This window comes from Streptomyces sp. NPDC038213 (assembly GCF_055600495.1).
The window spans coordinates 76,324-87,868 of record NZ_JBVJYM010000033.1; the positions used below are offsets into that span (position 1 = coordinate 76,324).

Sequence of the window (11,545 nt, forward strand, 5' to 3'; positions counted from 1 at the left end):
CCACCTGACAGATTCTGCTGGTCAGAGGCATCTGGGTGGCTGAGATTCGGCGTCGGCGCCCGCGCGGGGCCGCTCCCTCATGGATGTGTCGAGAGGGGTGCGAGCTGTTCTCTAGTGCAGGTGTTGAGAGTTGGACGACCCGCAACCTGTCGTTTGATCGATTCGAACTTGAGGGATTCCCGGATTAGAAACCGCGCAAGCGGTTTGTTAAGGTGGGATACACGGAGCAGGGCCGATGGCGGGGGAGGGCCTGGGCGTGGCTGTGGGGGGTGGCGCCGGAGGGTGCTGCCGCGATCGGCTCCGCAGGCCGGCTCCGCGGCACTTACCCGGCCTGCCTGCCTCCGCAGGCGGGGCAATCCCTCGCAGTGACGGAGCAGTTGATGGTCAAACAGGAACGCGCGATGCGGACGCGCGAGGCCCTGATCCGGTCCGCGGCCGAAGTCTTCGACCGCGAGGGGTTCGCCGTGGCCTCCCTGACGGCGATCAGCTCGCTGGCCGGCGTGAGCAACGGGGCGCTGCACCATCACTTCGTCAGCAAAGCCGCACTGACGGACGCCGTCGAGGAGGCGGCCCTGGCCCGGCTGGCGGCCGTCACGGGTGCCGTGCTCCCGTTCGGGGCGAGCCGTGTGCAGCTGCTCGTGGACGTCACGCACCGGCTCGCCGTCGCGCTGCGCGAGGACGTGGTGCTGCGGGCCGGATTCGAACTGAGCGGCGAACTGTCCCGGCAGCCGCACGCCGACCTGCGCGCATGGTGGTGCCGCTGGGTCGAGCGGGTGCTCAAGCAGGCCGACGCCGAGGGTGAACTGCGCCCGGACGTGACCGCGTCGGACGTGGTGAGCGCCGTGGTCGCGGCCACCGTCGGCTTCGAGGTGCTCGGGGTGCGGGAGGCCGAGTGGCTCTCGGCCGCCACCGTCAGCCGGTTCTGGCGGCTGCTGCTGCCTACGGTCGTGCCGGCGGTCCTGCTCGTGGACCTCAGGGCGGAAGGGGCGGGCCCGCTTCCGTGAGCCGCCAGCGGATTCGCCTGGTGGTGTAGTGCCCGCGGTCCAGTGTCTTCGGCCCCGGCTTCCCGTACTCAGGTGCGGCGGCCGGGGCTTTCGCATGCCAGAGACTCGATGGTCTGTTCTGGCTCGCCACCGTCCGTGGTTGAGAGGGTGAGAACTGTGTATCGGAAGCGGCAATTCCTCTAGTCGTACACCATCGATGCAGGTCAGGGCCTATGTTGAGAGTTCGTTAGGTGGGCTAAGAAGTAAAAACAGCGCGGTCGGTTTCGTATTGACAAACCGCCGGTCCTGTTTTTTACTGATCGTGCGGCGCAAGCCGAGCCTCAATCCACGGAACAGGCAGGGGAGTTACGGCGTGGACATCGATGTACTGGGCGCACTCGCGGTGCGGGAGAACGGGATCTCCATCACGCCGACCGCTTCCAAGCCCCGTCAGGTACTGGCCCTTCTCGCACTGCACGCGGACCAGGTGGTCCCCGTCTCGGCGCTGATCGAGGAGCTGTGGGCGGGGGAGCCCCCGCGCAGTGCCCGTACGACGCTGCAGACCTACGTGCTCCAGCTGCGGGCGCTCATCGCCACCGCGCTGGAGCAGGGCGCGGACGCCGAGGGCGCCGAGCCGGCCGGTCCGGTGCGGACCGCCAAGGACGTGCTGGTCACGCTGCCCGGCGGGTACCTGCTCAACAGCAACGGCGGCACCAGCGACGTCCGCGAGTTCGACCGGCTCGCCGGCAAGGGCTACCGGGCGATGGACGCCGGCGACTTCCCCGGCGCGGCCCGGCTGCTGCGCGAGGCGCTGTCCCTCTGGTCCGGGCCGGCCTTCGCCGACGTACAGGGCGGGGTGCAGCTCGACATGGAGACGCGGCGCCTGGAGGAGATCCGGCTCTGCGCGCTCGACCAGCGCATCGACGCCGACCTGCGGCTCGGCCGCCACCGCGAGCTGCTCGCCGAACTCACCGTCCTGGTCAGCCGCTACCGCACCCACGAGAACCTGCACGGCCAGTTCATGCTCGCCCTGCACCGCTCCGGCCGCCGCGGCGAGGCCCTCGACGTCTACCAGCGGCTGCGCGGCACCCTCGTGCGCGAACTCGGCCTGGAGCCCTCCGCCTCCCTGCGCCGCCTGCAGCGCGCCATCCTCATGGCCGGCCCCGAGAACGTGGTCGAGGCGACGGAGAACACCGACGACCGCCTGGTGCGCGTCGGCTGATCCATCCCCGTACACCTGCTGGGCCGGAAGGAACCGAGATGCAGGAGAGGTCGGAGCGCACCCGCAGGCGGCTCGTCCACGCCGGTGCCGAGATGTTCTGCCGCAACGGCTACGCGAACGCCACGCTGAACGAGATCGCGGCCACCGCGGGCATGACCAAGGGGGCCCTGTACTTCCACTTCGGCTCCAAGGAGGAGCTGGCGGCGGCGGTACAGGAGAGCGGCTGCGCACTGCTGCGCGCGGAGGTGCGCGCACTGCGCGAGTCCGGCGCCTCGCCGCTGCAGACCCTGATGGACGCCACGCACTGGCTCGCCCGGATGCTGCACGAGCAGCCCATCGTCCCCGCGGGCCTGAGGATCGCGAAGGAGTGCGCGGGCCGGCAGCCCGCGGCCGGCAGCGATTTCCACCGGGCGTGGATCGCGGTGGTCTGCGAGCTGCTGGGCCAGGCCCGCGACCACGGCGAACTGCGCGAACAGCGCTGGGAGAACGCCGAATCGCTGGTGGCCGCCGCGGTCTGCGGAATCGAGGTGATGTCCGGTACCGGCATGACCCACACGGAACTCCAGCGCCGCGTCGGCGCGCTGTGGGCCCTGCTGCTGCCGAGCCTGGTGCCGACGGGCACCGAATCGCGCTTCACGATGCGGGGCCGGACCGCGCACCCGGTACGGCGGCGCCCCGAGCCCCTGGCGGCCGCGCGCGGGTGACCCCCGCACGCGCGTGCACCCCGCGCCCCCGACCGGCCGCAGCGCCGACACACTGGAGAAGGCACCGATGACCAGCGACCGAACCGTTCCCCCGGGCGACCTCCTGACGGACGTCCTCGCCGTGCTCGCCGACGTCCTGCGGGTGCAGCCGGAGAAGATCGACCCGGAGCAGACGTTCCAGTCCCTCGGCTTCGACTCCCTGCTGACCGTCGAGTTCGTCGCCGTGCTCAACGCGCGGTACGGGCTCCAGGTCCTGCCCACCGAGCTCTACGACCACCCCTCCCCGGCGGCCTTCGCCCGCCAGCTCGCCCGCGAACTCGGCGGCACGGAGGCGGAGTCGGGCCTGCTGGGTGGAGGCGGCGGCAGCAGCAGTGCGGGCGGCGGCGGTACGGGCACGGGCACGGGTACGGCGGGCAGTGCGGCTGCTGTGCGCCCCGCCGGGGTGCCGTACGCGACGCCGTACGGGGAACCGCGTCCGCAGGGCGGGGCCGGTGCGACCGCCCCCGCCGACGGCGGCGCGGTCCTGGAGATCCTGCGCGAGACGCTGGCCGCGATCCTGTGCTGTGACGCCTGGGAGATCGACCCCACCGCGTCCTTCCCGCTGCTCGGCGTGGACTCCATCATCGGCACCGAGCTCGTCACGGCGCTGAACCGGACCTTCGGGCTCCAGGAGCGTGCGGTCACCCTGCACGACCACCCCAACCTCGGCGCGCTGGCCGCCCACATCGCCCTCAGGACCGGCGCCGCCCCGGCGCCGGCCGCCCCGGCACCCGTGTCCACCGCGGCCGCCGCGGCGGCGCACGGCACCGAACTCGACGTACTGCTCGACGCGGTCCGCGACGACCGCCTCACCGTGGACGAGGCCCTCGTCCTGCTGGGGCGCCGCGGCTAGGCCGTCTCTTCCGGATCTTGGCGGATCAGGCCGCGGGGTCTGGTGCTGTGCCTCGCAAGGCGGAGGGGAGCCCGGGTACTGGGCGTACCCGGGCTTCCCGACAACGCCGCGAGGCGCAGTGCCGGGCGTCGCGGACCCGCCAAGATCCGGAAGAGACGGCCTAGGCCGTCTCCTGGGGCCTGGACGGCATCGCCCGTCTCTCTAGTTCGCTTCATCCGGGGGGATGGGATGCACATGCCGGTCGACACGGCCGGCCGGGGGGCCGGCGGCGCCGGGCCTGCGGGCTCGCCGGGGGCTGCTCCGGACCGGGGCGCCGCGGGTGCGCGGGCCGCCGCGCTCGTCGATGTGCTGCTCGCCGGGCCCGACGGCCGTGCGGGCCGTGCCGCGGGGGCGCTCGGGATCCTCCTCGGCAGCCCCGGGACCGGCAAGAGCACCCTGCTCGCCGACGCCGCCCGGCGGGCCGCCGCGGGCGGCGCCGCCGTCCTCGCCGCCACCGCCTCCCCGGCCGAACAGGACCTCCCCCTCGGCGTCCTCGGACAGCTGCTCGGCGGCGCCCCGCTGCCCGAACTGCCCCGCGACGCCCAGGCCGCCGCCTTCGAAGAGGGCTTCCGCGGACTGCGCGAACGGGCCGCGCGGGGACCCGTGCTCGCCCTCGTGGACGACGTCCAGTACGCCGACGAGCCCTCCGCCCGCGCCCTGCTCTACCTCGCCGGGCGGCTCGCCCCGCACCGGCTCCTGCTCCTGGTCGCCGGGCAGGAGCAGGCCCGTACCGCACCCCCGCCCGCCCTCGCCCAGCTGCTGCGCCACCCCGCCGCCCACCGCATCCCCCTCACCACCCTCGACCCGGCGCAGACCGCCCGCTTCCTGGCCGGGCCCGGGGGCATGGACGCGGACACCGCGCACCGGCTCGCCCCCGCCTGGCACCGCGCCACCGGCGGCAATCCGCGCCTCCTGCACGCCCTGCTCGCCGACCACGAGGCCTGCGCACCGCTGCGCCCGGCCCGCCCGGTGGCCGGGACCGCCCTCAAACAGGCCGTCAGCCGGTGCCTGCGGGCCGCCGCTCCGGGGGTCGCCGAGGCCGCCCGGGCCCTCGCCGTGCTCGGCGACGGGGCCACCCTCTCGCTGGTCGGCCGACTGCTGGGCACGCACGACCGGGCCGCCGTACCGGCCCTCGCCGAACTCGACGCCATGGGGCTGCTCGCCGCCGGGCGGCTGCGGCACGAGGGCATCCGGGCCGCCGTACTGGAGGAGCTCGCCCCCGGGGACTGCGCCCGGCTGCACGGGCGCGCCGCCCTGCTGCTGCACGAGGCCGGGGCCGCCCCCGGCGCCGTCGCGCAGCACCTGGCCGCCGGGTGGTCGGCCGACGCACCCGACGCGGGCGCCGCCCCGCCGTGGGCGGTGCCCGTGCTCACCGAGGCCGCCGGGGCCGCCCTGCGCGACGGGCAGCCGCAGCGGGCCGCGGAGTTCCTGCGCACCGCGCACCGCACGGGGCCCGCCGGGCCGACCGCGGCCGGGGTGCTCGCGGAGCTCGCCCGAGCGGAGTGGGAGACGGACCCCGGGGCCGTGACCCGGCACCTTTCCGGGCTCGAACAGGCCCTGCGGGAGGGGCTGTTGGACGAATCGCAGACCGCTGCCGCGGTGGGCTGCCTGCTGTGGCACGGTCGGCGTCCGCCCGTACTGTCCGCCGCGGCGCCCCCCGGGCCGGCCGCGCTGCGCGCGCTGACGGGACGGATCTGGCCGGGGCCCGGCGGGGCGGGGCGGGGAGCGGGGCAGGACGGCTCCCCGGACCGCCCCCACGGTTCGGTCCGCCCGGGCGGTCCGGTTCTCGTCGACCACCTCGACGGCTACGGAGGTGCTGGCGGCTACGACGGCCGGGCAGACGCCGATCGTCCCGATCGCGCCGATCGCCCCGACGGGGTACCCGGCCGTGCTGCGGACCCGGCCGCTGCGGACCGTCCTGCCGGTGGCGCCCGTGCCGCACGCACGGTCCGGGCCGCTTCCGGCGGGCGCAGGGCGTACGCCGGGTACGGAGGCGGGACCGGGGCGGCCCGCGCCGGGCTGTACGGGGGCCCCGTGGGCTTCGGCGTATCCGCCGGGTCCGGCGGGGGTACGGGCGACAGCGCGGGCGTATCCGGCGGGGCGGCCGTACCCCGCAGAGCTGCCGTGGCCGGTGGTGGCCGGGGGAGCGGCCGGGGGGCCGCTTCCGGCGCCGGCCCCGGTGCCCGGAGGGCCGACCCGGAGCGGGTGCTGCGGGCGCTCGCCCTCGGGCACGCGCCGCGGCCCGACACGGGGGAGCTGCTCGGGGCGCTCCTGCACACCGCCCGGCTGCCGCGCCCGGCGGCCTGGTGCGCGCTGCTCGCCGAAGGGGCCGCGTGGACCCAGGCCTTCCGCACCCGCCGGGCCGTGCTCGAAGCGGCGGCGGCCGTGCTGTACGGGCGGACCGGGGACCACCGGGCCGCGTCCCGGCACGCCGCGGCCGCCTTCGACCTGCTGGCCCCGGCCGCCTGGGGGATCGCGGTCGGGGTCCCGCTGGCCGCCGCCGTGGACGCCGCGACCGCGCGCGCGGCGCACCGGGAGGCGGCGGAGCTGCTGCGGATCCCCGTACCGGAGGAGATGTTCCGTACGGTCGCCGGACTGCCGTACCTGCTCGCGCGCGGCCGGCACCAGCTGGCCGCGGGCCGGACCGCGGCCGCCCGGGACGACTTCCACACCTGCCGCGAGCTGATGGCCGGCTGGGGACTGGAACCGGCGGGCGCCCTGGACTGGCGCACCGGGCCGGCGGACGCGTCGCGCCCGGGCGAACAGCCCCCCGCCCGCCGCCGCCCCGCCGCCACCCGCACCCCGAACCCCCCTGCGGCACCGGGCCGGACCGCCGCCACCCCGGCCGCGCGCCCCGCCGTCCCCGCTGGGGACGCGGAGGGCGGCTGTCCCGTGGCCGGCGGCCGGGAGGGGGAAGGGCGGACGGGCGGGCTCAGCCGGGCCGAGCGGCGGGTGGTCGGGCTGGTGGCCGAGGGGTTCACCAACCGGGCCGTCGCGGCGCGGCTGTTCGTCACGCCCAGCACCGTCGAGCAGCACCTCACGCGCGTCTACCGCAAGCTCGGCGTCCGCAGCCGCGCCGAGCTCACCGAGCTGTGGCGGGCCGCCGGGGAGGGCGCGGAGGGCGGAGAGGGGAGTGGGGGTGCGGCGGCCCGCGGGGGCTGGAGCCGCCGCACCCCGGCGGTCGGGCGGTGACCGCCGTACGGGTCAGCCGCGCCGGGCGGCCGTACGGAACCCCCTGCGGTTCTTGCGGCCCAGGGCCCCGGTGGCGACCAGGGCCGAGAGCAGGGGGGCCGGGACGTGCTCGGGGGACCGCAGCTGCGCGTACAGCCGGTTCTGGATCGCGAGGGACACGTCCAGGCCGATGGTGTCGAGCAGGGCGAACGGGCCCATGGGGAAGCCGAACCCGTGCTGGACCGCCGCGTCCGTCTCCTCGATGCCGGTGCCGGGGCGCTCCAGCAGGTTGACGGCCGCGCCCAGGTACGGGAAGAGCAGGGCGTTGACGATGAAGCCGGCCCGGTCGGGGCAGGAGACCGCGGTCTTGCCGAGGGCCGCCGTGAAGGCGCGGGCGGTGGCCGCCGCCGCGTCCGAGGTCTGCGCGGTACGGGTGACCTCGACCAGCTTCATCACCGGCGCCGGGTTGAAGAAGTGCAGCCCGATGACGTCGGCGGGGCGCCCGGAGGCGGCCGCGCAGTCCGCGACCGACAGGCTGGAGGTCGTGGTCGCCAGCACTGCCCCCGCCCAGGCCGTGCGGCCCAGTTCGGCGAAGAGCTCCCGCTTGACCTGCTCGTCCTCCGCCACGGCCTCGATGACCAGGTCGCATTCCGCGACGGCCGCGAGGGCGGCGGCCCCGGTGAGGCGGGCCAGGGCCGCGTCCCGGGCCTCGGGGGCCGTCCGGCCGCGCTCGACGGAGCGGTTCAGGGAGGTCTCGACGTGGGCCAGGGCAGCCGCCGCCTTCTCCGCGCTGCGGGCCACGAGCACCGTCGGGTACCCGGCGGCCGCGGTGACCTCCGCGATCCCGCGGGCCATCGCGCCCGAGCCGAGCACGCCGACCGTGCGCACCGGGCGGACGTCCGCGGTGTCCGGCGCGCCGGCGGCCGGGCGCACCGGCCGGCCCTCGTCGTCGTACCGGTGGAAGCCCTCGCCGGTCTTGCGGCCGAGCAGCCCCTCGCCGACGGTACGGGTCAGCAGCGCGGCCGGCTCGAAGGAGGGGTCGCCGGTGCGCTCCCGCAGCCGGGTCAGCGCGGCGTGCGCGGTGTCCAGGCCGATGGTGTCGAGGAGTTGCAGCGGGCCCAACGGGAGTCCGCAGCCCAGCCGCATCGCGGTGTCGATGTCGTCGCGGGAGGCGTGGCCCCCGTCGAGGAAGGCCACGGCCTGGTTGAGGTACGCCAGGACCAGGGCGGTGGCGTCGGCGGCGGGGCCCGCGCCCAGCACCACGGGCTTCAGCCCCAGCGAGGCGATCAGCCCGTCCACCGCGGCGGCCGCCTCCGGGGAGGTCAGGGCGGTGCGCACGGGCTCGACCGTGCCGCCCGGGCCCGGCGGGACGAGGAAGCGCAGGCCTGCGGTGTCCGCGGGCCGGCCCGCGGCGATCGCCAGCCCGGCCAGGGGGAGTTCGGCGGTGGTCGTGACGAGCACGGCCTGCGGGGCGGCGGCCGCCAGCTGCCGCAGGAGCTCCGTCTTGACGCCGGGGTCCTCGGTCGCGGCCTCGACGACGATCCCGGCCCGGTGCAGCCGCGCGGGGTCGTCGGTGAACACGACGCGGTCCGTGCGGCCCTCGGGGTCGGCGGCCTTGGCCCGGCGCGCGGCGCGGGCCAGGACGTCGAGGTCCCGGTCGACCGCGACAACCTCGTGCCCGGCGGCCAGCGCCAGCAGCAGCAGCCGCTCGCCGAGGCTGCCGAGGCCGACGAGGCCGAGCGGGGCGGCCGGTGCCCCGGCGGGGGCGGCCGGAGCCGGAGCGGCTGCCGGGGCCGGCGTCCGGTCCGGTCCCTGGTGCGGTCCCTGGGTCATGGCGGGATCCCTCAGTCTTCCTGGGTGCGGAACCGGTTGATGGCGTCGAGGTGCTTCGCGCGCAGCTCCGCGTCCCGGACGCCGAGCCCCTCGCGGGGGGCGAGCGCGAGGACACCGACCTTGCCCTGGTGGAGGTTGCGGTGGACGTCGTACGCCGCCTGGCCGGTCTCCTCCAGGGAGTACGTCTTGGAGAGCGTGGGGTGGATCTTGCCCTTGACGATGAGCCGGTTGGCCTCCCAGGCCTCGCGGTAGTTCGCGAAGTGGGAGCCGACGATGCGCTTGAGGGACATCCACAGGTAGCGGTTGTCGTACTCGTGCATGAAACCGGAGGTGGAGGCGCAGGTGGTGATGGTGCCGCCCTTGCGGGTGACGTAGACCGAGGCGCCGAAGGTCTCGCGGCCCGGGTGCTCGAAGACGATGTCCACGTCCTCGCCGCCGGTCAGCTCGCGGATCCGCTTGCCGAAGCGCTTCCACTCGCGCGGGTCCTGGGTCTGCTCGTCCTTCCAGAACCGGTAGCCCTCGGCGTTGCGGTCGATGACCGCGTCGGCGCCCATCTTCCGGCAGATCTCCGCCTTCTCCGGGGAGGAGACCACGCAGATCGGGTTGGCGCCGCCGGCCAGGGCCAGCTGGGTGGCGTACGAGCCGAGGCCGCCGCTGGCGCCCCAGATGAGCACGTTGTCGCCCTGCTTCATGCCGGCGCCGTTGCGGGAGACCAGCTGGCGGTACGCCGTCGAGTTCACCAGTCCGGGGCTCGCGGCCTCCTCCCAGGTGAGGTGCTCGGGCTTGGGCATCAGCTGGTTGGACTTCACGAGCGCGAGTTCGGCGAGCCCGCCGAAGTTGGTCTCGAAGCCCCAGATGCGCTGCTCGGGGTCGAGCATCGTGTCCCCGTGCCCGTCGGCGGACTCCAGCTCCACGGACAGGCAGTGCGCGACCACCCGGTCGCCGGCCTTCCAGCGGTTCACCCCGGGCCCGGTGCGCAGCACCACGCCCGCCAGGTCCGAACCCAGCACGTGGTACGGCAGGTCGTGGCGGCGGGTGATCTCGCTGAGGCGCCCGTAGCGCTCCAGGAACCCGAAGGTGGGCAGCGGCTCGAAGATCGAGCTCCACACGGTGTTGTAGTTGATGGCGCTCGCCATCACCGCGACCAGCGCCTCGCCGGGACCGGGCTCGGGCGTGGGCACGTCCTGCACGTGCAGGGACTTGCGGGGGTCCTTGTCCACGGAGGACAGCCCCTCGAACATGTCCGTCTCGTCCCGGCGCACCACACTGCCCCGGTACGACTCGGGCAGTGGCAGGGCCGCGACGTCGGCGGACGCCACGTCCTCGGCGAGCAGGGCATTGACGATCTCGTCCACGTGAAATCCCTTGTGAGTAGAGGGGACGTCTCCGGACAGGCTAGGCCGAATTCAGACCCCGGGGGGACCCCTATTTTTCCGGCCGGTACCCCTGTTTTTTGAGGGGTCGAACAGGGGCTGCAATCCGCTCGGGAAACACTCATGCTGTGATCCGGCCCCGCCGGAAAGCGGCTAGGAGAATTCATGAACGGAATCGCGGCATGACCGTCTACTCGCCCGCGGCGGGCGGCATCGGAATCCTCGGCACCGGCTCGTACCTGCCCGCGGAGGCGGTCGGCAACGAGGCCGTCGCCGCCCGGGCCGGGGTCACCCCCGACTGGATCGAGCGCAAGACCGGCATCGTGGAGCGGCACTACGCCGCCGACCACGAGGCCTCCTCCGACCTGGCCGTCGAGGCGGCCGTCCGGGCCCTCGGGGACGCCGGGGTCGAGGCCCGGGACGTGGGCTGGATCATCGTGGCCACCTCCACCCCCGACCACCCGCAGCCGGCCACCGCCGCCCTGGTGCAGCACCGCCTCGGCGCCGCCGGGGCCATGGCCTTCGACGTCAACGCCGTCTGCGCGGGCTTCGCCACCGCCCTGCACACCGGCGCCCGGCTGCTCGCCGTCCCCGAGGCCGACGGGGCGCGGCGCTGCGCCCTGGTCATCGGCGCCGAGGTGTACTCGCGGATCCTCGACTTCTCCGACCGGCGCACCGCGCCGCTGTTCGGCGACGGCGCCGGGGCCGTGGTCCTGGGCCCGGTGTCGGAGGGCCGCGGGCTGATCGGCACGGGCATGGGCTCGTACGGGCACCTGCACGGGCTGATCGGCGTGGAGGCGGGCGGCAGCCGGCTCCCGGCCACGGACAAGACCCTGCTGCGCGGGGACCAGTACTTCCGGATGCAGGGCCGCGACGTGCGGGACTTCGTCGAACGGGAGCTCCCCGCGGCCGTCGCGGGCACCCTGGACGCCTTCGCGGTGGACCCGGGCGAGGTGGACCACCTCGTACCGCACCAGGCCAACGGGGAGATGCTGCGCGGGGTCGCGGACTCCCTCGGGCTGCCCCGGGCGCGGATGCACCTCACGGTGGACCGGCACGGCAACACCGGGGCCGCGTCCATCCCCGTCACCCTCGACCACGTGGTGCGCGGCGGCGCGGTCGCCGAGGACGACCTGCTGCTGCTCGCCGGGTTCGGGGGCGGGATGACGGTCGGGACGGCCCTGCTGCGCTGGGGGCGCTGAGCCCGCCGGGATCCGGAAGAGACCGTCTAGACCCAATGCTGGTGACTTAGATGTTCTGTGCTCGTTGGTTGTGGTGTGGCGAGGGTGGGGCAGGTCAAGTCGCCTGCGGGTGAGCGGTTGTCGGAC

8 protein-coding genes are annotated in these 11,545 nt (G+C 75.2%); 6 read left to right on the plus strand and 2 right to left on the minus strand.

The window, feature by feature from the left end; translation table 11 throughout:
• The first annotated feature begins 380 nt into the window (after nt 1-380).
• The 5 genes from ACZ7JZ_RS30930 (at nt 381) to ACZ7JZ_RS30950 (ending at nt 7,032) form a co-directional block, all read left to right on the plus strand.
• Nucleotides 381-1,004: a ScbR family autoregulator-binding transcription factor gene (locus ACZ7JZ_RS30930; RefSeq protein WP_470945178.1), complete on the plus strand. Its 624-nt coding sequence runs from the start codon at nt 381-383 to the stop codon at nt 1,002-1,004.
• A 352-nt stretch (nt 1,005-1,356) separates the two neighbouring features.
• On the plus strand, nt 1,357-2,205 hold the full coding sequence (locus ACZ7JZ_RS30935) for an AfsR/SARP family transcriptional regulator (protein ID WP_470945180.1): 849 nt from the start codon (nt 1,357-1,359) through the stop codon (nt 2,203-2,205).
• 38 nt (nt 2,206-2,243) lie between these two features.
• Nucleotides 2,244-2,909 carry a ScbR family autoregulator-binding transcription factor gene (locus tag ACZ7JZ_RS30940; RefSeq protein WP_470945182.1) on the plus strand — a complete coding sequence of 222 codons (666 nt, stop codon included), beginning with the start codon at nt 2,244-2,246 and terminating at the stop codon, nt 2,907-2,909.
• 67 nt (nt 2,910-2,976) lie between these two features.
• A complete protein-coding gene (locus ACZ7JZ_RS30945; protein ID WP_470945185.1) occupies nt 2,977-3,801 on the plus strand; it encodes an acyl carrier protein in 825 nt (274 codons plus the stop codon).
• 234 nt (nt 3,802-4,035) lie between these two features.
• Nucleotides 4,036-7,032, plus strand: coding sequence for a helix-turn-helix transcriptional regulator (locus tag ACZ7JZ_RS30950; RefSeq protein ID WP_470945188.1), 2,997 nt, complete (start codon nt 4,036-4,038; stop codon nt 7,030-7,032).
• Between the two features lie 12 nt (nt 7,033-7,044).
• On the opposite strand, the gene ACZ7JZ_RS30955 is transcribed toward ACZ7JZ_RS30950, so the two are convergent.
• Complete coding sequence (locus ACZ7JZ_RS30955) at nt 7,045-8,844, minus strand: 3-hydroxyacyl-CoA dehydrogenase family protein (protein ID WP_470945191.1); 1,800 nt, start codon at nt 8,842-8,844, stop codon at nt 7,045-7,047.
• Nucleotides 8,845-8,855: 11 nt separating this feature from the next.
• Nucleotides 8,856-10,199 (minus strand): crotonyl-CoA carboxylase/reductase, encoded by a 1,344-nt coding sequence (ccrA, locus tag ACZ7JZ_RS30960; RefSeq protein ID WP_470945194.1) that lies wholly within the window; start codon nt 10,197-10,199, stop codon nt 8,856-8,858.
• A gap of 200 nt (nt 10,200-10,399) precedes the next feature.
• Here ccrA and ACZ7JZ_RS30965 point away from each other — a divergent pair, with 200 nt between their 5' ends.
• On the plus strand, nt 10,400-11,419 hold the full coding sequence (locus ACZ7JZ_RS30965) for a 3-oxoacyl-ACP synthase III family protein (protein WP_470945197.1): 1,020 nt from the start codon (nt 10,400-10,402) through the stop codon (nt 11,417-11,419).
• Nucleotides 11,420-11,545 lie beyond the last annotated feature (126 nt).